General features: G+C 46.0%; 17 protein-coding genes, 1 tRNA gene, 2 rRNA genes and 1 pseudogene. 18 read left to right on the plus strand and 3 right to left on the minus strand.

The genetic code is table 11. The features are described from left to right. The 6 genes from BS63_RS0108790 to BS63_RS0108815 all read left to right on the plus strand — a co-directional run. Window positions 1-117 (plus strand): 23S ribosomal RNA (locus BS63_RS0108790); the annotation flags it as partial. An 86-nt stretch (window positions 118-203) separates the two neighbouring features. After that, window positions 204-319 (plus strand): 5S ribosomal RNA (rrf, locus tag BS63_RS0108795). Window positions 320-324: 5 nt separating this feature from the next. Further along, a tRNA-Asn gene (locus BS63_RS0108800) sits at window positions 325-398 on the plus strand. A 359-nt stretch (window positions 399-757) separates the two neighbouring features. Then, window positions 758-1,201 (plus strand): zinc-dependent MarR family transcriptional regulator, encoded by a 444-nt coding sequence (locus tag BS63_RS0108805; protein ID WP_002960848.1) that lies wholly within the window; start codon window positions 758-760, stop codon window positions 1,199-1,201. After that, complete coding sequence (locus BS63_RS0108810; RefSeq protein WP_002960849.1) at window positions 1,201-1,905, plus strand: metal ABC transporter ATP-binding protein; 705 nt, start codon at window positions 1,201-1,203, stop codon at window positions 1,903-1,905. The genes BS63_RS0108805 and BS63_RS0108810 overlap by 1 nt, the downstream gene beginning before the upstream one ends. Next, window positions 1,898-2,704 (plus strand): metal ABC transporter permease, encoded by an 807-nt coding sequence (locus tag BS63_RS0108815; RefSeq protein ID WP_002960850.1) that lies wholly within the window; start codon window positions 1,898-1,900, stop codon window positions 2,702-2,704. Before BS63_RS0108810 ends, BS63_RS0108815 begins: the two co-directional genes overlap by 8 nt. A 157-nt stretch (window positions 2,705-2,861) precedes the next feature. Here BS63_RS0108815 and tyrS read toward each other — a convergent pair whose 3' ends face one another. Further along, the gene (gene tyrS, locus BS63_RS0108820; protein WP_019777747.1) at window positions 2,862-4,118 is read right to left on the minus strand and encodes a tyrosine--tRNA ligase; all 1,257 of its coding nucleotides are present in this window, start codon (window positions 4,116-4,118) and stop codon (window positions 2,862-2,864) included. 100 nt (window positions 4,119-4,218) lie between these two features. On the opposite strand from tyrS, the gene pbp1b reads away from it, so the two are divergent. From pbp1b to BS63_RS0108865, 9 genes are all read left to right on the plus strand, one after another. Continuing rightward, complete coding sequence (gene pbp1b / locus BS63_RS0108825; protein WP_028798549.1) at window positions 4,219-6,621, plus strand: penicillin-binding protein PBP1B; 2,403 nt, start codon at window positions 4,219-4,221, stop codon at window positions 6,619-6,621. A 233-nt stretch (window positions 6,622-6,854) separates the two neighbouring features. Beyond that, on the plus strand, window positions 6,855-7,217 hold the full coding sequence (locus tag BS63_RS0108830; protein WP_028798550.1) for a hypothetical protein: 363 nt from the start codon (window positions 6,855-6,857) through the stop codon (window positions 7,215-7,217). 459 nt (window positions 7,218-7,676) lie between these two features. Beyond that, window positions 7,677-11,261 (plus strand): DNA-directed RNA polymerase subunit beta, encoded by a 3,585-nt coding sequence (gene rpoB, locus BS63_RS0108835; protein WP_019771018.1) that lies wholly within the window; start codon window positions 7,677-7,679, stop codon window positions 11,259-11,261. Between the two features lie 120 nt (window positions 11,262-11,381). After that, window positions 11,382-15,020, plus strand: coding sequence for a DNA-directed RNA polymerase subunit beta' (gene rpoC, locus BS63_RS0108840; RefSeq protein ID WP_019773487.1), 3,639 nt, complete (start codon window positions 11,382-11,384; stop codon window positions 15,018-15,020). A 293-nt stretch (window positions 15,021-15,313) separates the two neighbouring features. Then, complete coding sequence (locus BS63_RS0108845) at window positions 15,314-16,978, plus strand: peptide ABC transporter substrate-binding protein (RefSeq protein WP_028798551.1); 1,665 nt, start codon at window positions 15,314-15,316, stop codon at window positions 16,976-16,978. 105 nt (window positions 16,979-17,083) lie between these two features. Then, window positions 17,084-17,998 carry an ABC transporter permease gene (locus BS63_RS0108850; RefSeq protein WP_002960866.1) on the plus strand — a complete coding sequence of 305 codons (915 nt, stop codon included), beginning with the start codon at window positions 17,084-17,086 and terminating at the stop codon, window positions 17,996-17,998. Window positions 17,999-18,009: 11 nt separating this feature from the next. Further along, window positions 18,010-19,041: an ABC transporter permease gene (locus BS63_RS0108855; protein WP_002960868.1), complete on the plus strand. Its 1,032-nt coding sequence runs from the start codon at window positions 18,010-18,012 to the stop codon at window positions 19,039-19,041. A 10-nt stretch (window positions 19,042-19,051) separates the two neighbouring features. After that, window positions 19,052-20,101 carry an ABC transporter ATP-binding protein gene (locus BS63_RS0108860; protein ID WP_002960869.1) on the plus strand — a complete coding sequence of 350 codons (1,050 nt, stop codon included), beginning with the start codon at window positions 19,052-19,054 and terminating at the stop codon, window positions 20,099-20,101. After that, window positions 20,098-21,021, plus strand: coding sequence for an ABC transporter ATP-binding protein (locus tag BS63_RS0108865; protein WP_002999065.1), 924 nt, complete (start codon window positions 20,098-20,100; stop codon window positions 21,019-21,021). Before BS63_RS0108860 ends, BS63_RS0108865 begins: the two co-directional genes overlap by 4 nt. A 236-nt stretch (window positions 21,022-21,257) precedes the next feature. Here the strand turns inward: BS63_RS0108865 and BS63_RS0108870 are convergent, their stop codons facing one another. Next, window positions 21,258-22,943 carry an MFS transporter gene (locus BS63_RS0108870; protein ID WP_002960871.1) on the minus strand — a complete coding sequence of 562 codons (1,686 nt, stop codon included), beginning with the start codon at window positions 22,941-22,943 and terminating at the stop codon, window positions 21,258-21,260. A 131-nt stretch (window positions 22,944-23,074) separates the two neighbouring features. Between BS63_RS0108870 and BS63_RS0108875 the strand changes: the two genes are divergently transcribed. The 3 genes and pseudogenes from BS63_RS0108875 to BS63_RS01000000111070 form a co-directional block, all read left to right on the plus strand. Continuing rightward, on the plus strand, window positions 23,075-23,596 hold the full coding sequence (locus tag BS63_RS0108875) for a PadR family transcriptional regulator (RefSeq protein WP_002960873.1): 522 nt from the start codon (window positions 23,075-23,077) through the stop codon (window positions 23,594-23,596). A gap of 9 nt (window positions 23,597-23,605) precedes the next feature. Next, a complete protein-coding gene (locus BS63_RS0108880; RefSeq protein WP_002960875.1) occupies window positions 23,606-23,914 on the plus strand; it encodes an LlsX family protein in 309 nt (102 codons plus the stop codon). Between the two features lie 359 nt (window positions 23,915-24,273). Beyond that, window positions 24,274-24,810 (plus strand): annotated as a pseudogene (locus BS63_RS01000000111070) (TMEM175 family protein); the annotation flags it as partial. A 60-nt stretch (window positions 24,811-24,870) separates the two neighbouring features. Here BS63_RS01000000111070 and BS63_RS1000000111940 read toward each other — a convergent pair. Beyond that, a partial coding sequence (locus tag BS63_RS1000000111940; RefSeq protein ID WP_080693960.1) for a transposase occupies window positions 24,871-25,124 on the minus strand: 254 nt, incomplete at its 5' end.

Here is a 25,124-nt window from a genome sequence, read left to right on the forward strand (position 1 = left end):
TTTCCCATAACGTTAAGTTAGTAAGAGCCCTGAGAGAAGATCAGGTAGATAGGTTAGGAGTGGACGTGTGGTGACACATGGAGCGGACTAATACTAATCGCTCGAGGACTTGACCAAGGTAAGGTTCAGAAGGTATTGACAGTATTGGTTTAGGCTTGATACAATAGATAGGTATTCAATTTTGAGTGAGCACACTCAAGGAGTTAAGTGACGCTAGCCTAGGAGATACACCTGTACCCATGCCGAACACAGCAGTTAAGCCCTAGTACGCCTGAAGTAGTTGGGGGTTGCCCCCTGTTAGATATGGGAGTCGCTTAGCTTTTATCCACCATAGCTCAGTTGGTAGTAGCGCATGACTGTTAATCATGATGTCGTAGGTTCGAGTCCTACTGGTGGAGTTAGGAAGATCGGGAGAGTTCGCTGTGCGAGCTCCTTTTTGTGTTTTTTTCAGGTGTGGTGAACGGATCAATCAGAGGTCAAAGCAGGGAGGCAGCTTGGTCCTTTTTATGCCTCTTGTAGCTTAAGGTCAGAAAGGTCAGATACGATAAAATTTCACAAGGAATAGGGAGGGTGCGATGAAAAGTATTTTTATTTAATTGGAAGTGTGCTACCAGTTAGCATTTTTCTGATTGTAAAGGTTGTGGGAGGAAACAGGTGGTTTCTCCAATAGTTGTTGGCTACATCTGTTTTTCTCAACTTGACCAGTCCTAGTATAAATGGTATGATAATGATTGTTAACTAGTTAAGGAGTTTTCTTATGTCTAAATTAGCAAAAGAATTGGATGGTCTTTTTAATAGAATTTTGATTTTGGCTGAGCATCAAAATGAACTCTTGCTGGGTCATTGTCAGTCCGATTTGGCTTTGACCAACACACAAGAGCATATCTTAATGTTGCTTTCTCATGAGCGCCTGACTAATTCTGATTTGGCTAAGCGGTTGCAGCTTAGTCAAGCTGCGGTTACTAAGGCGGTTAAGGCCATGATTAAGCAGAATCTCTTGGAAACGATTAAAGATGAATCTGATGCAAGAATTAGTTATTATTCTTTGACAGAAGCTGCTAGGGCAGTAGCATTGGAACACGATCAACACCACCAATCAACCTTGTCCGTCTATGACGAGATTTTAGATAATTTCTCGGATGCTGACAAAGAGGTCATCGCAGCTTTTATCAGTAAGTTGGAAGAGGAGTTTAACCACTAATGCGCTATATTACTGTAGAAAATTTATCCTTTCAATATGATTCTGATCCAGTTCTTGAAGGAATTCATTACTATTTGGATAGCGGTGAATTTGTCACCTTAACGGGAGAAAATGGTGCGGCTAAATCAACCTTAATCAAGGCAACCTTGGGGATTCTCAAACCAAAACATGGTCAGGTTAAGATTGCCAAGCTCAATAAGAATGGAAAAAAGTTGCGTTTAGCCTACTTACCCCAGCAGATTGCGAGTTTTAATGCGGGTTTTCCGTCTACGGTTTATGAATTTGTCAAATCGGGACGCTACCCTAGGAATGGCTGGTTCCGACGGTTGACTAAACATGATGAAGAGCATGTTAAGGTTAGCTTGGAATCGGTTGGTATGTGGGAAAATCGTCATAAGAAAATTGGTGATTTGAGTGGGGGTCAAAAACAGCGGGCGGTTATTGCTCGGATGTTTGCCTCTGACCCAGATATTTTCGTCCTGGACGAGCCTACGACTGGGATGGATGCTGGGACGACTGAGACCTTTTACGAATTGATGCACCACAGTGCCCATCAGCATGGCAAGTCTGTCCTGATTATTACCCACGACCCAGAGGAGGTCAAGGACTATGCTGATCGCAATATTCATCTGGTGAGAAATCAGGATTTGCCTTGGCGTTGTTTCAATATCCATGATAGTGAGGAGGCTTCTGGGAATGCTTGAGATTTTGCAGTATGAATTTATGCAGCGAGCCCTCTTAGCTGTTATTGCCATCAGTATTTTCTCGCCAATATTAGGTTTGTTTCTAATTTTGCGTCGACAGAGCCTGATGAGCGATACCTTGAGTCACGTATCCTTAGCAGGAGTTGCCTTCGGAATCCTACTGGGTTGGAATACGACTTGGTCAACGGTCTTAATTGTAGTGATTGCGGCCCTTGTCTTAGAATACCTGCAGACGGTTTATCACAATTATATTGAAATTTCGACGGCCATCCTCATGTCTTTGGGTTTGGCTATCTCCTTGATTGTGGTTAGTAAGACCAGTAGCTCTAATATCAGTTTGGATCAGTATCTTTTCGGGTCTATTATTACCATCAGTCAGGGGCAGGTGCTGGCTCTCTTTGCGATTGCTGCCCTTGTCTTACTCTTGACCCTCTTTTGTCTTCGTCCCATGTATATTTTGACCTTTGATGAGGATACGGCCTTTGTTGACGGTCTGCCCGTTCGTTTGATGTCGGTAGCCTTTAATATTGTTACCGGAGTGGCGATTGCATTGATGATTCCAGCAGCTGGTGCCCTTTTGGTTTCGACCATTATGGTCCTACCTGCCAGCATTGCTATGCGTCTAGCCGATAGCTTTAAGGGGGTTATTCTCACGGCTATTGGTGTTGGTTTTGTTGGCATGCTTATGGGGATTATCCTTTCCTACTATTGGGAAACACCGGCTAGTGCTACCATTACTATAATTTTTGTTGTTATGTTTTTGCTGGTTAGTCTGCTAGATCGCTTGATTAAGGATTGAGAGCCAGGTTTAATTTTGAGGTCTCTGGATGCCTGATTAGCTAGAGTTTGGAGTTTCGGTACGAAATGCTTGTTCATCGCTTCAGGTCGGTATTTGGAAAAATAGAAAAGGTCGGGATGCATGTGCATCTCGGCCTTTTGGTAGTCTATTCTAAAAATTAGTAAGTGAGGACGAAGTATTTTTTCTTTCCGCGGCGGATAACGGTTAGTTCTTGGTCAATTTTATCGCTATCAGAGAGTTGGTAATCCAAGTTTTGAATCCGCTCGCCATTGAGGTAGATGGCTCCGTTTTGGACATCTTCGCGGGCTTGGCGTTTGGAAGAAGAAATGCCGCTCTTAACCAGCATTTCTACAATGTTGTGATCGTCGTCCGCCTGGACGGAGTAGCTAGGAACACCGCTCAGTCCTTGTTTGAGCTCTTGGGCCGAGAGGGCCTTGATATTTCCGGCAAAGAGTTGCTCGGTGATTTTCAAGGCTTCTTGGTAGGCTTCTTCTCCGTGGACTAGGGTCACGACTTCCTTGGCCAAAATTTTTTGGGCAAGGCGTTCGTGGCGAGCAGCGTTGAATTTTTCTTCGATTTGGGCAATTTCATCTAAAGGTAGGAAGGTGAAAATCTTGAGGAAACGAACGGCATCCTCGTCCATGACATTGAGCCAGAATTGGTACATCTCGTAAGGAGAGGTCTTGTCAGCGTCCAACCAGACAGCGTTGCCTTCGGACTTACCGAATTTCTTGCCGGTCGCATCTGTAATCAGGGGCACAGTGATGACATGGCCAGTTTTATCAGCCTTACGACGAAGAAGTTCAGTTCCGGCGGTCATATTACCCCATTGGTCGGAACCACCGATTTGCAGGGTGACATTGTATTTTTGATTGAGCTCGTAGAAGTCGTAGCCTTGCATGATTTGGTAGGCAAACTCGGTGTAGGAAATTCCGGTTTCAATCCGTTTTTTCACCGATTCCTTGCTCATCATGTAGTTGACGGTGAAGTATTTACCGACATCCCTTAGGAAATCAATGAAGCTGATGGACTCAAACCAGTCGTAGTTATTGGCCATGACAGCCCTGTTTTCACCATTTTCAAAGTCTAGGAAGCGAGAGAGTTGCTTTTGAATCTTTGCCCCCCAACCTTGAACGGTTTCCTTGGTTTGCAGGCTGCGTTCGGTATCCTTAAAGGAAGGGTCCCCAATCAGTCCAGTTGCTCCCCCAACCATTGGGTAGGGCTTGTGGCCAGCCAATTGAAGGTGACGACAAACTAGGATTGGAACCAAGTGGCCTAGGTGGAGGCTGTCAGCGGTTGGGTCATAACCTGAGTAAAATGAAAGGCTACCTTCCTCCAGGGCTTTTTTTAGGGCTTCTTCGTCAGTGGTTTGGAAAACCAAGCCACGTTCTTTCAATTCGTCAAAAATTGTCATAATTCTCTCCAATAAATATAATAGTAAGCCCATTATAGCAGAATTTTGGACTACCATGCAAGTTGACTTTGATTTTGATATAATGGCTTTGAGGTAAGCTATGATTGAATTTTTTAAGAAGTTTGCTCAGGCCACTCGGGAATTTTTCCAGCCAAACAAGAAAAAATCTCGCAAGGGCCAAGCCAAGATAGTAAAACGCCTTTACCCCAAAGAAGAAACGCCTAGTGATTCCGACCAAGACCTTAAGTTGAGCAAGGCTGATCTAGGAGCGGTTCTTTTGCGTAGCTTAAAAATGCTGTCGGATTTCTTTTATATTATCGTTCTGCTTTTTTGTGTCTTGGGAGCTGGTTTGGGTGTCGGTTATTTTGCTAGTCAGATTGATAGCGTCAAGGTGCCGGCCAAATCTGTTCTCTTAAACCAGGTCAGTAGTGTCAACCAGGTATCCAAACTGACCTATGCCAATGACGAGGAGATTTCTGATATTGATACCGATTTATTGAGAAGTCCGGTGGACAGCAATGCCATTTCTGACAATGCCAAACATGCCATTATTGCGACGGAAGATGAAAATTTCAAGTCCCACCATGGTGTCGTGCCTAAGGCAGTCTTTCGGGCTTTAGTGTCTTCAGTTTTAGGTGTTGGCTCAACAAGCGGTGGTTCAACCCTCACCCAGCAGTTGATTAAGCAGCAGGTGATTGGTGATGATCCGACCTTTAAACGTAAGGCCAGAGAAATCATCTACTCTCTCGCTCTTGAGCGCTATATGACCAAGGACGCTATTCTCAGCTCCTACCTCAATGTCTCTCCTTTTGGACGTAATAATAAGGGGGAAAATATTGCAGGGATTGAAGAAGCAGCTCAAGGTATTTTTGGGGTATCGGCCAAGGATTTGACGGTTCCCCAAGCTGCCTATATTGCCGGTCTACCCCAGAGTCCGATTGTTTATTCGCCCTATGGTCCGGACGGTAGTCTCAAGAATGAGACTAATCTTAGCTATGGCCTCAAGCGGCAGCAGACCGTCCTCTATAATATGTACCGGACGGGTTATCTCAGTAAGAAAGAATACGAAACCTATAAATCATACGACATTCGCAAGGACTTTATTGCCACAGGCTCGTCAGAAACTAAGACTCACGACTATCTCTACTATGCCGTTATGAATGAGGCCCAGAATGATATGTATGCCTACTTGGTTAAGCGGGATGGCTTGACAGCGACGGATTTGAATAAAAAAACAACGGTCGACAATTACAAACAGCTGGCTTCAGAGGCTCTGCAAACTGGTGGTTATCAGGTTAAAACAACAATCAACGAAGCGGTTTATAAGGCTATGCAGGATACGGCCAGAAATGCAGGGAATCAGCTGGATGCTGGCAATAATGGTTCTGTTGATGTCGGGAATGTCCTCATGGACAATAAGACGGGAGCCATCCTCGGCTTTGTCGGCGGTCGCGATTATGCTAGCAATCAGAACAATCACGCCTTTGATACCAAGCGTTCTCCTGGTTCCAGTATCAAGCCAATTTTGGCCTACGGAATTGCGATTGATCAAGGGCTGATGGGATCGGCTTCAATTTTATCCAATTACCCGGCCAGCTTTTCTGGCGGCACCAAGATTATGCATGGCAACGATGAGGGAACAGGTGCGGTCAATCTACAGGAGGCTCTGGATGTCTCTTGGAATATTCCCGCCTACTGGACCTACCAAATGCTGAGGCAAAAGGGGGTCGATGTTGAGGCATACATGACCAAGATGGACTATCAGATTGATAATTACGACATTGAAAGTCTGCCTCTGGGTGGTGGAATCGAAACCACGGTCTTACAACAGACCAATGCCTACCAGACCTTAGCCAACGGGGGTGATTACCAAGAGGGTTATCTGGTGCAATCGATTACTGATAGCAAAGGCAAGGTCGTCTATGAACATCAAGAGCATCCTGTGTCAGTTTATAGCAAGGCAACAGCCAGTATTATGACTGATTTGCTGCATGGTCCAATTTCTTCAGGCAAGACGACCAAGTTCAAGGATGACCTTAATGGCCTTAACCCTGGCCTCATGTCGGGGGCTGACTGGATTGGTAAGACCGGTACCACGGACAATACCAGCGACGTCTGGCTTATGTTGGCAACCCCGACGGTTACCCTGGGTGGCTGGGCTGGTCACGATGACAATTCGCCTCTCAGCTCCAATGCTGGCTATGAGAATAATGCCCAGTATATGGCCAATCTGGTCAATGCCATTAACTCGGCTGACGGCTCGATCTTTGGCTCGGGACAGAAATTTGCCCTAGATGATAGTGTTATCAAGGCTGATGTGCTCAAATCAACGGGGCTCAAGCCAGCTTTGGTTTCCCATGATGGTAAAACGACTGATTTGAGTGGTGATACCACAACCAGTAACTGGGCTAAGAATGGTCCTGGTGATTCCACTTATGACTTTATGATTGGTGGCAGCGATAGTGATAAGGCAGCTGCTTGGAAGGCGGTAAGTGGGCAGTAGTAATCTGGTCAGCCTTGATTTGCCAATTTATGTGGGAAAATATTCCCTAAAAAGTTTGGCAGTCAAAGTGTTAGTAAGTGGGGTCTCTCAATCAAGGGAGATCCCACTTTTAAACAGAAATTCTTTGTCAGAATTTGGGGGAAAATTTATAATGAAGCTAGGAGAAGTGGCCTAGTCAGATCCCGCTTCTCGGGATAGCCGATAGGGTTAATAGATGATTGGAGGTGGCTCTTATGCCGAGCGTTTTTAATAATGATGACCTACTTAGACAAATCAGGAGGACCACGACTGGTATGGACAAGGCCTTTAAACTGGAAAATATTAAGCTGGATCTGGGTAAGGTCAAGGATGAGACTGGCCAAGAAATCAGCGGTAATGCTTATCTGGACCATTTGGTTGAGGCCGAAAAATTCGACCAGGCTGAGGAATTTATCAGCCAGCAGCTCAAGCATCTGAGCAACTACCAGTATGACCATCTGGTGGATAACTTTGTTGCTTACTTGCAGAACTTAGCTCCAGAAGTCCAAGAGCGTAATGGCCTAGATGCTGCTAAGATAAAAGCGATTCGTCAGGGCTTGCGTGATTTCAAGTGGTAAGCTAGTTGAAGTTGCTGGGTTCTTCACGGTTCTCATCGGCTGGCTTAGTGGCCCAAACCATCAATTGATTGCAATCAGAAAGCAAAACGCCTCAGTTGTCACTCGAAGAGAGTAGGTTTATCTGAGGGCTAAAACTGGGCCTGGGCCCATCTCATCGCCTTAAATAAATTTGCAATTTTGGGCTAAATCGGTTATAATATGGATGATTATTTGTCGTCTAACTTGATTGAAATATTGTCCAATCAAGCGAAACAGCAGTTAAATCAAACTTTTCTAGTCAGATTTAGCTGCTCTTTTTGTGCCTTATTTTGGGGATTTTTATAAATGTAATATAAATATAAAAATTCTAAAAACTCCTCAAAAAGCTGGAAGGTGGCAGATAAGCTGTTAATTGACCTCGACTGACTTAGGGCTGGCTCTGAGGAAGTCTTTGTATCTTACTATAAAGGAGATAGAAACTTGGCAGGACATGACGTTCAATACGGGAAACACCGCACCCGTCGAAGTTTTTCAAGAATCAAGGAAGTTCTTGATCTACCAAATTTAATTGAAATCCAAACGGATTCCTTCAAGGATTTCTTGGAGAATGGCCTCAAAGAAGTGTTTGAAGATGTACTTCCAATTTCCAATTTCACAGAAACAATGGAATTGGAATTTGTTGGCTACGAGTTGAAGGAGCCTAAGTATAGCTTGGAAGAAGCTCGGATTCACGATGCTTCCTACTCGGCTCCTATCTTTGTTACTTTCCGTTTGATCAACAAGGAAACTGGCGAAATCAAAACTCAGGAAGTCTTCTTTGGTGATTTCCCAATCATGACGGAAATGGGAACCTTTATCATCAATGGTGGGGAACGGATTATTGTTTCACAATTGGTCCGCTCACCTGGTGTCTACTTCAACGACAAGGTTGATAAGAATGGTAAGGTTGGCTACGGTTCAACTGTCATCCCTAACCGAGGAGCTTGGTTGGAATTAGAGACCGACTCTAAGGATATCGCCTATACGCGTATCGACCGGACACGTAAGATTCCCTTTACAACCCTAGTCCGGGCTCTTGGCTTCTCTGGTGATGATGAAATCATTGATATCTTTGGCGATAGCGACTTGGTTCGTAATACCATCGAAAAGGATATTCACAAGAATCCTGCGGATGCCAGAACTGATGAAGCCCTCAAGGAAATCTACGAACGCCTGCGTCCAGGAGAACCTAAGACGGCTGATAGCTCTCGGAGCCTTTTGACCGCTCGTTTCTTTGATCCTCGGCGTTATGACTTGGCTGCCGTTGGTCGCTATAAGATTAATAAGAAACTTAATGTCAAGACTCGTCTGCTCAACCAAACCTTGGCCGAAAACTTGGTCGATGGTGAAACAGGAGAAATCCTGGTTGAAGTGGGAACGGTCATGACACGTGATGTTATTGACTCGATTGCTGACGCCCTGGATAATGGTCTTAACAGCTTTGTTTATACACCAAATGACTACGCTGTTGTGACAGAACCTGTCGTTCTGCAAAAGTTCAAGGTGGTCTCACCTCTGGATGCGGATAAGGTTGTCACTATCGTTGGTAATTCAAATCCAGATGATAAGGTGCGTGCTTTGACACCTGCTGATATCTTGGCAGAGATGTCTTATTTCCTTAATTTGGATCAGGGTCTCGGTAAGGTTGACGATATCGACCACTTGGGTAATCGTCGGATTCGTGCTGTTGGTGAACTCTTGGCCAACCAATTCCGTATCGGTTTGACTCGGATGGAACGTAACGTGCGTGAACGCATGTCTGTCCAAGACAATGAAGCTCTGACACCACAACAAATCATCAATATCCGTCCGGTTACAGCTGCGATCAAGGAATTCTTTGGGTCTTCACAATTGTCTCAATTCATGGACCAACACAATCCTCTGTCTGAGCTGTCTCACAAACGTCGTTTGTCAGCCTTAGGCCCTGGCGGTTTGACACGGGACCGGGCTGGTTACGAAGTGCGGGATGTGCACTACACCCACTACGGTCGGATGTGTCCAATTGAAACTCCTGAAGGACCAAATATCGGTCTGATTAATAACCTGTCTTCATATGGTCACCTCAACAAGTATGGCTTTATCCAAACCCCTTACCGCAAGGTTGATCGCTCAACTGGTAAGGTCACTAATGAAATCGTTTGGCTGACGGCCGATGAAGAAGATGAGTATACCGCCGCTCAGGCTAATTCTAAACTCAATGAAGATGGTACCTTCGCAGAAGAAATTGTCATGGGCCGTCACCAAGGTAATAACCAAGAATTTGCAGCCAGCACAGTTGATTTCGTCGACGTTTCTCCTAAACAGGTAGTTGCGGTTGCGACAGCTTGTATCCCATTCTTGGAAAACGATGACTCTAACCGGGCCCTCATGGGTGCCAACATGCAACGGCAAGCTGTGCCATTGATTGATCCTAGGGCACCATTTGTTGGAACCGGTATGGAATATCAAGCGGCCCACGACTCTGGTGCTGCTGTCATTGCCCAACACGCTGGTCGGGTAACCTTCTCAGATGCTGAAAAGGTCGAAGTTCGCCGAGAAGACGGTTCTCTGGATGTTTACCACATCACCAAATTCCGCCGTTCCAACTCTGGTACTGCCTACAACCAACGCACGCTGGTTAAGGTTGGCGACCAAGTTGAAAAGGGCGACTTCATTGCTGACGGTCCTTCTATGGAAAAAGGGGAAATGGCTCTTGGACGTAACCCAATCGTTGCTTATATGACTTGGGAAGGTTACAACTTCGAGGATGCGGTCATCATGAGTGAACGCCTGGTCAAAGAAGATGTTTACACCTCTGTTCACTTGGAAGAATTTGAATCTGAAACTCGCGATACCAAGTTAGGCCCTGAAGAAATTACCCGTGAAATTCCAAACGTTGGTGAAGAAGCCCTTAAAGACCTGGATGAAATGGGTATTATCCGCATCGGTGCGGAAGTCAAGGAAGGCGATATCTTGGTTGGTAAGGTCACTCCTAAGGGAGAAAAAGACCTGTCAGCCGAAGAACGCCTGCTCCACGCTATCTTTGGTGATAAGTCTCGTGAAGTGCGGGATACTTCTCTGCGGGTTCCTCACGGTGGTGCTGGTATCGTCCGCGATGTTAAGATCTTTACCCGGGCTAATGGGGATGAACTCCAGTCTGGTGTTAATATGCTGGTTCGGGTTTACATCGCTCAAAAACGTAAGATCAAGGTCGGTGACAAGATGGCCGGCCGCCACGGTAACAAGGGTGTCGTTTCTCGGATTGTTCCGGTTGAAGACATGCCTTACCTGCCTGACGGAACGCCTGTTGATATCATGCTCAACCCACTGGGTGTGCCATCTCGGATGAATATCGGACAAGTTATGGAACTCCACTTAGGTATGGCAGCTCGCAACTTGGGTATCCACATCGCGACACCAGTCTTTGACGGAGCAACTTCCGAAGATCTTTGGGAAACTGTTGAAGAAGCCGGCATGGATGGTGATGCTAAGACTGTTCTCTACGATGGTCGTACCGGTGAACCATTTGACAACCGCGTGTCTGTTGGGGTCATGTACATGATTAAGCTCCACCACATGGTTGATGATAAGCTTCACGCCCGTTCAACTGGTCCTTACTCAACCGTTACCCAACAACCTCTGGGCGGTAAAGCTCAGTTTGGTGGTCAACGTTTCGGGGAAATGGAAGTTTGGGCTTTGGAAGCTTATGGTGCTTCAAATGTTCTCCAAGAAATTTTGACCTATAAGTCAGATGATGTCAACGGCCGTCTCAAGGCCTATGAAGCCATCACCAAGGGTAAACCAATTCCAAAACCAGGTGTGCCAGAATCCTTCCGGGTCTTGGTTAAAGAATTGCAGTCACTTGGTCTTGACATGCGGGTGTTGGACGAGGATGACAAGGAGATTGAATTGCGTGATCTTGGCGAAGGTGAAGATGACGATGTTATGCACGTTGATGATCTGGAAAAGGCTCGTAAACAACAGGCTGCTGAGACTGCCCGTCTAGCACAAGCTGCTGAAAATCAGGCTCAAAAGACTGAAGAATGAGACTGGGGAACGGACTGATTGAGGAGGTTTTTCTTAGTCGGTTAGTTCTTATTCAGGTCTCATCATAAGCTGGGCTGGGAGATACTCCGGTTCAGCCAGATAAATAGAAAGGTAATACTAGTGGTTGACGTAAATCGTTTTAAAAGTATGCAAATCACTTTAGCTTCTCCTAACAAGGTTCGTTCTTGGTCTTACGGTGAAGTTAAGAAACCTGAAACAATCAACTACCGCACGCTCAAACCAGAACGTGAAGGGCTCTTTGATGAAGTCATCTTTGGCCCTACCAAAGACTGGGAATGTGCCTGTGGTAAATACAAGCGAATCCGTTACAAAGGGATTGTCTGCGACCGGTGTGGGGTTGAAGTTACTCGTGCCAGAGTGCGTCGGGAACGTATGGGTCACATTGAATTGAAGGCTCCTGTTTCTCACATTTGGTACTTTAAGGGTATCCCATCACGGATGGGCTTGACCTTGGACATGAGTCCACGGGCTTTGGAAGAAGTTATCTACTTCGCAGCCTATGTGGTTATTGATCCTAAGGAAACTCCGCTGGAACGCAAGTCTATCTTGACTGAGCGTGAGTATCGCGAAAAATTACAAGAGTACGGCTATGGTTCTTTCATCGCTAAGATGGGTGCAGAAGCTATTCAAGACCTTTTGAAACAGGTAGACTTGGAAGCTGAAATTGCTGAACTCAAGGAAGAATTAAAAACTGCTTCAGGTCAAAAGCGGATTAAAGCTATCCGTCGTTTGGATGTTCTTGATGCCTTCCAAAAATCTGGAAATAAGCCAGAATGGATGGTCCTTAATATCCTGCCAGTTATTCCACCAGATTTACGGCCAATGCTGCAACTGGATGGTGGCCGTTTTGCGACCTCTGACCTCAACGACCTCTACCGTCGGGTGATCAACCGGAACAACCGTTTGGCCCGCCTCCTGGAACTCAATGCTCCAGGGATCATCGTCCAAAATGAAAAACGGATGCTGCAAGAAGCCGTTGATGCTCTAGTTGATAATGGTCGTCGTGGCCGTCCAATCACAGGTCCAGGCAGCCGTCCGCTTAAATCGCTTAGCCAAATGCTTAAAGGTAAGCAAGGACGTTTCCGGCAAAACTTGCTGGGTAAACGGGTTGACTTCTCAGGTCGTTCCGTTATCGCCGTTGGTCCGACCCTCAAGATGTACCAATGTGGTGTGCCACGTCAAATGGCTATCGAGCTCTTCAAGCCTTTCGTCATGAAAGAAATTGTTGCTCGTGAATACGCTGGCAATGTTAAGGCTGCTAAGCGGATGGTTGAACGTGGGGACGAACGTATCTGGGATATTCTCGAAGACGTCATCAAGGAACACCCAGTTCTCCTTAACCGGGCACCTACCCTGCACAGACTTGGTATCCAAGCCTTTGAACCAGTTCTGATTGATGGTAAGGCCCTGCGTCTGCACCCACTGGCTTGTGAAGCCTACAATGCCGACTTTGACGGGGACCAAATGGCTATCCACGTGCCCCTGTCTGAAGAAGCTCAGGCTGAAGCTCGCCTGCTTATGTTGGCAGCCGAACACATCCTTAACCCTAAAGATGGTAAACCAGTCGTTACCCCATCTCAAGATATGGTTTTGGGGAACTACTACCTGACCATGGAAGATGCCGGTCGTGAAGGTGAAGGTATGGTCTTCAAGGATAAGGATGAAGCTATCATGGCTTATCGCAATGGCTTTGCCCACTTGCATACCCGTGTCGGTATCGCAACAGATAGCATGCCTGAAAAACCTTGGACCGAGGACCAAAAGGGCAAGGTTATGATGACAACTGTTGGTAAGATTCTCTTTAACGACATCATGCCAGCAGAACTGCCTTATCTGCAAGAACCAACCAACAGCAACCTGACTGAAAAGACGCCTGATAAATACTTCTTAGAACCAGGTACCGACATCAAGCCAGCTATCCAAGCTCTTGAGATCAATGAACCTTTCAAGAAGAAACACTTGGGTAATATTATTGCTGAAACCTTCAAACGCCTACGGACGACAGAGACGTCTGCCTTCCTGGACCGTCTCAAAGATTTGGGTTACTACCATTCAACCCTGTCTGGTTTGACCGTTGGTATCGCCGATATCCCAGTTATTGACAATAAGCAAGAAATCATTGATGCCGCCCATGCTAAGGTTGACCAAATCAACAAGGCCTTCCGTCGTGGTCTCATGACCGATGATGACCGCTACACAGCTGTCACCAATACTTGGCGTGAAGCTAAGGAAGAATTGGAAGAAGCCCTAATTGCCAACCAAGATCCTAAGAACCCTATCGTTATGATGATGGACTCAGGAGCTCGGGGTAACATCTCTAACTTCTCTCAATTGGCTGGTATGCGTGGTCTGATGGCTGCTCCTAATGGACAAATCATGGAATTGCCAATCCTGTCTAACTTCCGTGAAGGTCTATCCGTTTTGGAAATGTTCTTCTCAACCCATGGTGCTCGTAAAGGTATGACCGATACGGCCCTCAAGACTGCTGACTCAGGTTACCTGACTCGTCGTCTGGTTGACGTGGCTCAAGATGTTATCATCCGTGAGGATGACTGTGGCACTGACCGTGGCTTGACCATTACAGCTATTACCGATGGTAAGGAAGTAACGGAAACCTTGCAAGAACGCCTGGTTGGTCGTTACACCAAGAAGAGTGTTAAGCACCCAGAGACTGGTAAAGTTCTGGTTGAGCCTGACACCTTGATTACCGAAAATATGGCCGCTGAAATTGTCAAGGCTGGCGTTGAAGAAGTTACCATCCGCTCCGTCTTCACTTGTAACACCCGCCATGGTGTCTGCCGTCATTGTTACGGTATCAACCTGGCAACCGGTGATGCCGTTGAAGTTGGGGAAGCCGTCGGTACGGTTGCTGCCCAATCTATCGGGGAACCTGGTACCCAGTTGACCATGCGGACCTTCCACACCGGTGGTGTTGCTTCTAATACCGACATCACTCAAGGTTTGCCACGTATCCAAGAAATCTTTGAAGCCCGCAATCCTAAAGGGGAAGCGGTCATCACAGAAGTCAAGGGTCGCATAACCGACATCGAAGAAGATGCGGCAACAAGGACCAAGAAGGTTTACGTTGAAGGTAAGACTGGTAAAGGTGAATACGTGGTACCATTTACTGCTCGGATGAAGGTCCAAGTGGGCGATGAAATCTCTCGTGGTGCTGCTCTGACCGAAGGGTCTATCCAACCAAAACACTTGCTGGAAGTGCGTGATACCCTGTCAGTTGAAACTTACCTCCTGGCCGAAGTCCAAAAGGTTTACCGTAGCCAAGGGGTAGAAATCGGTGACAAGCACGTCGAAGTTATGGTTCGGCAAATGCTTCGCAAGGTTCGGGTCATGGATCCAGGAGACACTGAGCTTCTGCCAGGTACCCTCCTAGATATCGCCGACTTCACGGATGCCAATAAGGAAATTGTTATCGCTGGCGGTATTCCTGCAACCAGCCGTCCAGTCCTGATGGGAATCACCAAGGCTTCCTTGGAAACCAACTCCTTCTTGTCAGCAGCTTCCTTCCAAGAAACTACCCGTGTTCTTACGGATGCGGCTATCCGTGGTAAGAAGGACCACCTGCTGGGTCTTAAGGAAAATGTTATCATCGGTAAGATCATTCCAGCTGGTACTGGTATGGCCCGCTACCGTAACATTGAACCACAGGCCGTCAATGAGGTTGAAATCATTGAAGAAGAAGTGGGACCAAGTGCAGAAGAAGCCCCAATTGCTGAATAAAATATCAGACTTACTCTTAAAATCTGTATAGATATAAGATGAAGTTTCTCGCCTCTCCTAGGATTTAGGAGGGGCTTTTTATTTGGTAAAACAAGCTATTTGATAGGCAAAAGCTGAAAAGAAAACGAAATGGAATATTTACATTTCCTTAATAAACTGCTATAATTGAAAACGTTATAGTCGCTTAAAATGGATTGGACAGACCTCACTCTTTGGTCGGTCTAGGTCTATTTTTGTTTGACTGGATAATTCAGTAGTTAGGGTTCTCTAAGGCCCGAGTGAGAAGGAATTTTATGGTATTAATAAAAAGAAAATTCAGAAAAAAGCTTCGTAAGAATGCCAAATGGATTGCGGTTGCTGGCCTAGTCTTGGTTGGTGCTGGCCTTGCCTATAATATGAGCAAGCCTGATGAGACAAAACATGAGATTAACTGGACAACCCCGACCGAAGTGATTACCTTGGATGCTTCCAAGGTGACGGATACTTATTCATCCATTGCTATTGGGAACTCGGGTAGTAATCTCCTTCGTGTTGATAAGAAGGGAAATTTAAAGCCCGATTTAGCAAAGAAGGTTGAGGTCTCATCAGATGGCCTGACCTATACAGCCACCTTACGAAATAACCTCAAGTGGTCGGACGGGAGCGATTTAACGGCTCAAGATATCGTCTATTCCTGGCAGCGGATTGTTGATCCCAAGACGGCTTCTGAATATGCCTATTTAACTCAAGATGCCCATCTACTGAATGCTGATGAGGTGATTGCTGGTAAGAAACCCCTCTCTGATCTAGGTGTCAAGGCAGAAGGCAATAAGATTATCTTTACCCTTTCCAAGCCTGCTCCACAATTTAAGAATCTCCTATCCTTTGCTAACTTTGTTCCGCAAAAGAAGGCCTTTGTTGATAAGACTGGGGATAATTACGGAACGGCTTCTAAGTATTCCCTCTATTCTGGCCCTTATAAGGTTGAAGCCTGGAATGGAACTAGTAGCACCTATAAGCTAGTTAAGAATAAATACTATTGGGATGCTAAGCATGTCAAGACGAAAACCATCACTGTGCAGACCATCAAGAAGCCAGATACAGCTGTGCAGATGTACAAACAGGGCGATGTCGACTATGCGACCATTTCAAGTACCCAAGCCATGTACAATGCTAATAAGGACAATAAGGATGTCATCAAGGTTCCTGAAGCAACGACCAGCTATATTGTTTACAATGAAACGGGTAAGGTAGCAGGTTTGACCAATAAAAATATTCGTCAAGCCCTCAATCTGGCAACCAACCGTCCTGGAATTGTCAAGGCGGCGGTTGATACGGGGTCTAAGGCGGCGACTGCCCTAGTACCATCAGGTATGGAAAAGTTACCGAATGGTCAAGATTTGACCGATTATGTTGCCCCAGGCTATACCTATGATCCTAAGAAGGCTGCTCAACTCTTTAAGTCAGGTTTGGCTGAAATCGGCAAAAGCTCGCTTAAGTTGACCATTACAGCTGACTCAGATAATCCAGTTGGTAAAGCAGCTGTTGACTATATCAAGGAAACTTGGGAAAGTGCCCTACCAGGCTTAACGGTAGAGGAAAAATTTGTCACCTTTAAGCAACGCTTGGAGGACACCAAAAATCAAAACTTCGATGTGGCCCTAGTTCTCTGGGGGGGTGACTATCCAGAAGGTTCAACCTTCTATGGTCTCTTCCCATCTGATTCTGCCTACAACTATGGTAAGTTCTCCAATGCGGATTACGATGCGGCTTATCAAAAAGCACTGACAACCGATGCCCTAGATCCAGCAGCTGGTGCTGATGATTATAAGGCGGCGGAAAAAGCTCTTTATGATGAAGCCCTCTACAACCCCATTTATTTCCGCTCGACCAAGGCCCTGCAAAATCCTAATTTGACGGGTGTTGTTCATAATGCGACAGGCTTACAAGTTGACTTTACCTACGCCTACAAGAAGTAATTGAGGCAGAATAAGAGCTGGGGAGAAATCGTCGTTTCCACATGATGGAGGTCGTGATTCTTCTTGCCCAGTCTCTTATTTGTCCGCTTTAAAGGAATCAAAACTATGGTGAAATATTTATTGAAAAGGCTGGCAATTTTGCTGGTCACGCTTTGGGTGGTCATCACCCTCTCCTTCTTCCTGATGCAAGTTTTGCCGGGAACCCCCTATAACAATCCCAAGCTGACCGATGCGATGATTGCTATGATGAACAAGCAATATGGCTTGGATAAACCCCTCTGGCAACAGTACTTGACCTATCTCTGGAATATCCTGCACGGGGATCTGGGAACCTCCTATGCTTCGGTTAATCAGAAGGTTTCAACTTTGATTGGTCAACGCTTGGCCGTCTCAGCCCAGCTGGGAATTCAGGCCCTGGTTGTCGGGATTATTGCTGGACTTTTTGTGGGTGCAGTTTCCGCCCGCAATAAAAACAACTGGGTTGATGGCATCCTTAGTGTAATCTCAACCCTTGGTATTTCAGTCCCATCCTTCATTATCGGGCTCTTCCTCTTGGACTACCTTGGCTTCAAGTGGAATCTCCTGCCCTTAGTTGGTTGGGGAACCTTTGCCCAGTCGATTTTACCGACTCTGGCCTTGGCCATTCCGGTCTTTGCCCAAGTTACTCGCTTTTTCCGCAGTGAAATGATTGAAACCCTCAATACGGACTATATCCAGTTAGCTAGGGCTAAGGGGCTGACTTCAGCTGAAGTTACAGGTCAACATGCCTACCGCAACTCGATGATTCCGGTTCTGACTCTGGTTGGCCCTCTGGCGGCTAATATTTTGACCGGTTCGGCCCTGATTGAGCAAATTTTCTCTATTCCTGGGATTGGGCAACAGTTTGTTAGTTCGATTCCGACCAAGGATTACCCGGTCATCATGGGGACTACCATTGTTTACGCCCTCATGCTGATGGTGGCCATTCTGGTGACCGATATTGTCATTAGTATTGCCGATCCTCGGGTTCGCTTGCAATAGGGGAGGACATCATGGAAGATAAAAGAAGCTTTAAGCTTGTGGGGGCGGGCAGTTCCCTCTCGCAAGAAAAAATCCAAAAGCCAACCCTGACCTTTATGCAGGATGCTTGGCGACGGTTGAAGAAAAATAAATTGGCCTTGGTTGCCCTCTGGTTTTTGGCCTTTATGCTGGTTTTTGCAGCTCTTTCAACGGCCTTTGTCAGCAAGGAAGATGCCAATACCTTTAACAGTAACAAGGTGACCACTTATCGTAATCTACCGCCGAAAATTAGTGACCACCTGCCTTTCTGGAACGGGACTATTAAATATTCTGGTTCAAACAAGAAAACAGATGTCTACAAGGAACAGGAAGTTCCAAAGGGTAAGAAATTTATCTTGGGAACTGATAACCTAGGTCGCAGTGTCGCCAAACGGGTTATGGTCGGGATCCGGATTTCCCTTTTGATTGCTGTTGTGGCGACCCTGATTGATCTCTTGATTGGGGTAACCTATGGCCTGATTTCAGGCTTCATCGGTGGTCGGACCGATACCATTATGCAGCGGATTATCGAGGTTATTTCCTCCATTCCTAACTTGGTTATCGTGACCATGTTGGGTCTCCTTTTGGGAAATGGGGTAACGGCCATCATTATTTCCATCGCTATCGTGGGTTGGACAGCCATGGCTCGTCAGGTTCGCAATATGACCCTGTCCTATAAGGAGCGGGATTTCGTTCTGGCATCACGGGCCCTGGGTGAAAGCAATCTCAGAATTGCCTTTAAGCATATTCTCCCTAATATTTCTGGGATTATTATTGTCCAAATCATGATGACTGTGCCTAGTGCCATCATGTATGAAGCAGTCCTCTCGGCTATCAACCTGGGTGTTAAGCCACCGACGGCTTCTCTGGGGTCTCTGATTACCGATGCCCAGGAATACCTGCAATACTATCCCTACCAGCTGATTATTCCAGCTCTGGCTCTGGTCTTCATTTCCCTGGCCTTTATCCTTCTGGGTGATGGTCTGCGAGATGCCTTTGACCCTAAGTCAAATGCTGATGAGTAAGGAGGTCTCTATGTCAAAAGAAGAAATTTTAAGTGTTAAGAACCTCCATGTCAATTTCCACACCTACGCTGGGGATGTCAAGGCTATTCGCAATGTCAATTTCGAGCTTTACAAGGGGGAAACTCTGGCCATCGTTGGCGAATCAGGTTCCGGAAAGTCCGTGACCACTCGGACCCTCATGGGCTTGTCAGCCAAGAATGCTGAGGTCAAGGGGGACATTCAGTTCAAGGGTCGCAATCTTAATGACCTAGTCGAAAAAGACTGGGTGGATGTGCGTGGCAATGAGATTGCCATGATTTTCCAGGACCCCATGACGAGTCTGGATCCCACCATGAAGATTTGGAAGCAGATTACTGAGCCTATCCTCATTCATGATGAGGAGATGGAATTTGACCAGGCCTTTGAAATCGCTGTTGATTTGATGGAGAAGGTTGGTATTCCTAATGCGCGTGAACACGCTAATGATTACCCCCACCAATGGTCTGGAGGAATGCGGCAACGGGCTGTCATTGCCATTGCCCTGGCTGCTAATCCAGAAATCCTCATTGCCGATGAACCGACAACGGCTCTGGATGTGACCATTCAGGCACAGATTTTGCATCTGATGAAGGGCATTCAAAAGCAGACCGAGAGCTCCATTATCTTCATCACCCATGATTTGGGTGTGGTGGCTGGCATGGCTGACCGAGTGGCTGTCATGTACGCTGGTAAGATTGTTGAGTACGGGACCGTTGATGAGGTATTCTACAATCCTCAACACCCTTACACTTGGGGCCTGCTAGGCTCTATGCCGACAACCGGCACCCAGTCTGGCAGCCTGCAAGCTATTCCAGGAACGCCACCAGACTTGCTCAATCCACCCAAGGGTGATGCTTTTGCGGCCAGAAATGCCTTTGCTCTAGATATTGACCATGAGGAAGAGCCGCCAATGTTTAAGGTATCTGATAGCCACTATGCAGCCACCTGGCTCTTGGATGAGCGAGCACCCCAAGTGACCCCGCCAGACTTTATCCAAAAACGTTGGCAAGACTGGCAAGCATTAGAAGGGAGACAAAAATGACCCAAGACCGCAAAAAATTAGTCCAAGTCAAGAACGTTTCCCTGACCTTCAATCGGGGGAAATCTAACCAAGTCAAGGCCATTGACGATGTCAGCTTCGACATCTATGAAGGTGAAGTCTTCGGTCTGGTTGGGGAATCCGGTTCTGGTAAGACCACCATTGGTCGCTCCATCCTCAAGCTCTATGATATTGATGGTGGCGACATTAGTTTCAATGGGAAATCTGTCGCCAGCCTCAAGGGTAAGGGCCTGCACGACTTCCGCAAGGATGCCCAAATGATTTTCCAAGACCCTCAGGCCAGCCTTAATGGTCGGATGACCATTCGGGACATTATCGCCGAAGGTTTGGATATTCACCACTTGACCGCCAGTAAGGAAGAGCGGCAGCGGAAGGTGGAAGAGCTGATCGAATTGGTCGGCCTCAATAAGGACCATCTCTCTCGCTATCCCCATGAATTCTCCGGTGGTCAACGCCAGCGGATTGGGATTGCCAGAGCCTTGGCCGTTAACCCTAAATTTATCGTGGCCGATGAACCTATCTCTGCCTTGGATGTTTCCATCCAGGCTCAGGTGGTCAACCTCATGCAAAAACTCCAGCATGACCAAGGCCTGACCTACCTCTTTATCGCCCATGACTTGTCTATGGTTAAATATATCTCTGATCGGATTGGTGTTATGCACTGGGGCAAGCTCTTAGAAGTAGGACCAGCGGATGAGGTTTACAATAACCCTATCCACCCCTACACCAAGTCGCTCTTGTCGGCTATTCCAGAGCCGGATCCAGAAAGCGAACGCAACCGCATTCCACAGGTTTACGACCCAAGTCTGGAAGAGGATGGCCAAGCCCGTATCATGCACGAAATCACCTCTGGTCACTTCGTCTATGCGACCGACCAAGAGGCTGAAAATTATAAGAAATAAAAATGAGTTTTGGGATATTCCCGCTTGGACTCGCAAAAATAGAGACTCGCAAAAGGTGAAGCCTCTATTTTTGCGGATTGATTGTTTTGTGGGGTCTTAAGTAAGAAAACTTGGGATTTTGAATGAGGGTTTTTTAGGAACTAATAATTATTGGAAACATAAAGTGTCCATTTGGAAGGCCAAAGCCCCGAGTATCAACTAAAGTAAGCTCGAGGCTTTTTTGCTAGCCTGAAAAATTACCCAACTACCTCACTATTTTTCTTGGGAAAGAGCAGTGAAGTGAAGATGGCCAGTCCGACAAAACAGATGGAGTATTGATAGAGTTTGGTAAAGGCCTTGGTATAGCGACCTTTGGCATAGTTCTTGATAGTTGCGATGGCCTTGTTAATCTGCTGGTTAATGGTTCTTAGTTTGGCCTGAACCTGGGTCTTAACCTTACTGTGAATAGCCTGCTTGGCTTGGTTAGGTAGCTGACTTGGATAATTCCTCAAGGTTTTCTGGTAGTTTTGCTCAATGATGGCCTGTCTGTCTTCTTTACTAAAATGGTCTTTGGTCGTTTTAGCTTGTTTGGTCTTACCTAGGGCCTTGATAGAAGCGTCGGCGATGGTCTTTTGCTTATCCTTGGAAACTTGGACCGTCTTGACTTGGTCTTTAATATAGCTAACCGATTCATTTCTTGCTGTGGTTAGGTTGCTATAAAGACCAGTCACATAGATGGCAACGGCAAGCACAATCCCGACCTGACGCAAGACTCCAGCCACGCTTTGGGAGGCAGTCAGAAGTTTGCCGGTAAAATCCGAAGCTGCCAAAACCGTGATGGGACCAGCAATAATTCCGTAACCAGTCCCTAAGACTAGGCAGGTTAGAGTTGTCTGTAGACTGTTAGTCATATCAATCTTAGTGAAGAGGATATAGGCAGTGGTCATGAGAGTAAAACCAAGAGTGATAATGCAGCGAGCCCCAAACTTATTGAGTAGGAGGGCGGCTAGAGCGGAAAAGATAAATATCATGACGGTGATGGGAGTTACTAGAAGGGCCGCCTCCAATTCAGTCTTTCCTTGAACTCGGGTAAAGTAGGTTGGTAGGACAACCGTTACTGCGACTAAAAAGATATTAGAGAGGACGGTTGTGATAGCCGATCCCGTAAATTCTTTGTTTTTAAAGAGAGTTAAGGGTATCATTGGATCTTCTGCCTTGCCTTCCCACCAGATGAATAGAATTAGTAGGATGACAGAACCAGTTAAAAGGCCCAGTATAGCAGGACTGGTCCAATGCCAAGAGCGTCCTTGAACCAGACCCAGGGTCAGAGAAAAGAGGGTTGCCATACTGAGGATAGCCCCCAAAATGTCAATCTTGGCTGATTCTTTTTCTTCTTGGCGGTTGAAGCAAATCAGACAAATGATTAAAGAAATAATCATCAAGGGGAGATTAACGAGAAAGATCCATCGCCAACCCAAATATTGGGTGAGAATGCCACCGATAGTTGGCCCCAGGGCGGCAGCCAGGCCCTGGGTTACCCCAAGGGCAGCAATGATCTTGGTACGGGTCGAGACACTGACTGTACTGATTCCCAAGGTCATAGAGAGAGGGAAGACAAGGGCTGCCCCAAGACTTTGGATAGCCCGACCGACAATCAAGAAGCTTAGGTCCTGGCTGATAGCGGAAAGGAGGGAACCCAGCATAAAAGTGGTCAAGCCTAAAAGGTAAAATCTTTGCTTGCCATATTTCTCGGCTAATTTACTAAGAGGAATGGTCAGGGAGGCAAAGACGATGGTGTAAACATTGAGGGCCCATTGGAGGTTGTTGAGACTGACCTTGAGGCTATCTTGGATAGTAGGCAGGGCGATGTTCATGACGGTGGTATCCAGCATACAGAGAAAGATACCAATACACATAGCAAAAATCGTAAAGTTTCTTTTCATGGGAATTTCTTCTTCCTTTCGTTTTATATTAATAATGATAATATAAACTAAATAAATAATGATGTCAACTATATTTTTGTTGACACTTACTTACAATACCCTTATAATAAAATGGAAAGTGAGGACAGGCCATGAAAGGTAGAGATGTCATCCTAGGGATTTTGAGCCGAAAAGAGAGGACGGGCTATGATATTAAAAATATTTTAGAGAATCAGCTCTCCTATTTTTACGATGGGACTTATGGGATGATTTATCCTACCCTGCGTAAGCTGGAAGCGGAAGGTAAGATAAAAAAAGAGGTTGTTATTCAAGAAGGACGGCCCAATAAGAATGTCTATACTATTACAGAAGCTGGACGAGAAGAGTTTGCTACTTATTTTGAATCAGATGTTGATGATGAAACGGTTAAATCAGATTTGCTGATGCGGCTTTTCTTCGCTCAAGACTTATCGGATGAGAGTTTGCAGCCCCTTTTGGCAGAAGAAATTGCCCGCAAGGAGGAAAAAATTCAGCAGTTGCACGACAATCTCCAGACCTGGAAAGACGATGGCGGTCTAACCAGTACCCAAGAAATTACTATTAAGTATGGCTTAGCCTATTATGAAGCAACTAAAAAGGTTCTAGAAGAGGCCCTGAAAGGCCTTGTGAAATAAGAGGGGAGCATGGCACCTACGATTAAATCCGGACTGAAGATGATTGCAACCCTACTGGCTGGGCTCCTTGCTGGTATGGCAGCCCTGTCTATCAAGATTTGGTTTGGGCTTCGAGCTGTTTATCAAGCCCAACTTGCCCAGTCAACTATTAGCTTTTTGGGTCTGCCCATCTATCGGTTGATTAAGCTGGGCTCTAGCTATCACGAAACTGGTGACTACGGCACCAATCGTGGCTGGATCTGCTTTGGTTTTATGCTTCTGGCAGTCTTTTTGCAATATATCTTGGGCAACTGGTGGCGGAACCGCCGGCTGAAATAATCCTCTTCGAAAAGCAAAATTTTCCAGCGGACGAAGGAAATCAAGATTAAAAAATCGAGACTGATGGAGTTCGATTTTTTTGTGTATTTATCTTTAGTTAGTAATAAGTAGATTGAAACCTCGCTATTTAGGAAAACGAGTAGCTAGCTGGTCTGGAAGCTAGTAGATGAAGGCTGATTGCGACTATCTCACAAAATGGGCAATCCTCGAGATATTGATCTTAAGGACTTGCACGATTATGACGTGGGCCTTTTTGTAGTCAACTGACAGGAAGTGCGGAAGCAGGTTCAAACCAATCTCGTTTTTTGTCAAAGTCGGCTATTTGGGTTATAATGGGGTCTGTTTTGGAGGTGCTATTTATGAATAAAGAACGTCTGGTAGCCTTTACTGATGCCGTCTTGGCTATCATCATGACTATCTTGGTCTTGGAATTGAAAAAGCCAGAGGTTATCAGTCTGGCTGGATTTTGGGCTTTGCGAATGAACTTTTTTGCTTATACCATTTCCTTCTTCTGGTTGGGAACCATGTGGGTCAACCTGCATCGCTCCTGGGATGGCCTTGAGAAAATCAACAACAAGCTGGTTTGGATTTCCCTTCTTTTGCTCTTTTTCTCCTCTCTTTTCCCTTACGTGACCACCATTGTTTCGGAAAGTTTTAATAACCCCATTGCCCAAGCGGCTTACGGTGTCATTGTCCTCCTAGTGTCGTTTACCAATGTTTGGATGTATGCCGAGTTGGCTAAGATGTCAGGAACTTCCATGACTAAGTCCATGGCCAAGTCGCACAACCGATTCATGGCCTGGGACATTGCCATCAAGTTACTGGGCTTTATTCTGACCTTGACTTTCTACCCACCAGCCATGATGTGGTCAGTCCTTATCACAGCGTTGAGCTTGGGACAAAACCCATTTGCCCCCATAAAAACAGAGGATCACTTGTTGGTGACCCTCTGTTTTTTAGGTTTGGTTGCTTCTCCTGTTGTATTTGGGGAGATTGTTAGCCATAAGGACCAATCCCATATCAATCTTGACCTGTCGTTTCCCCCGCAGATGACATCTTTTGTAACCCAAACAAGCCTTTATCTGCCCAAAGACAGGCTCCACATCAACCTTGCGTTGTGCGAAAACTTGACTGCCCTCAGGAGATAAAAGCGCTTGAACTTCTTTTTGCTTTAAATATTGGTACCGTTCGTTGATGTAAAGCCCCTTTT

Origin of the sequence: Streptococcus sobrinus DSM 20742 = ATCC 33478 (genome assembly GCF_000686605.1) — a bacterium.
GTDB lineage: Bacteria > Bacillota > Bacilli > Lactobacillales > Streptococcaceae > Streptococcus > Streptococcus sobrinus.